We start from the raw sequence: 407 nt of genomic DNA, 5'->3' as shown, positions 1-407 counted from the left end.
CTACTTGTTACTTGTGTGTCTTGTCTTCACCACAACATTCCTGCTGTGTCAGACTCTCTCTGTAAGTCAAAGAACTTATGAGCCAAATGCTCATGTGGAGAATAACGGATTCGAACCGTTGACCCCCTGCTTGCAAAGCAGGTGCTCTAGCCAACTGAGCTAATCCCCCATTTTGTTTTGTTAGATCACAGACACGTTTGCCTATGGTCGTGGGCCTGCGTGGACTCGAACCACGGACCTCTACATTATCAGTGTAGCGCTCTAACCACCTGAGCTACAAGCCCAGACTTTGCGTATTGATATCAAAGCACTAAACGTTCATTAAGAACTGGCTCCAGAAAGGAGGTGTTCCAGCCGCACCTTCCGGTACGGCTACCTTGTTACGACTTAGCCCTAGTTACCTGTTT

At 47.9% G+C, this 407-nt stretch carries 2 tRNA genes and 1 rRNA gene; all 3 read right to left on the bottom strand.

Annotated elements, in window-relative coordinates:
* Nucleotides 1–95: 95 nt before the first annotated feature.
* Nucleotides 96–169 (bottom strand) — tRNA-Ala (locus tag AC23NW_RS36305).
* A gap of 41 nt (nt 170–210) precedes the next feature.
* Nucleotides 211–284: transfer RNA gene (locus tag AC23NW_RS36300), tRNA-Ile, on the bottom strand.
* Between the two features lie 54 nt (nt 285–338).
* A 16S ribosomal RNA gene (locus tag AC23NW_RS36295) occupies nt 339–407 on the bottom strand; the annotation flags it as partial.

The sequence above is a fragment of the Arsenicibacter sp. R0_47 genome, from assembly GCF_057652235.1.
The sequence above is the reverse complement of the archived record's forward strand: the minus strand, read 5'-3'. Positions and strand labels throughout refer to the sequence as shown.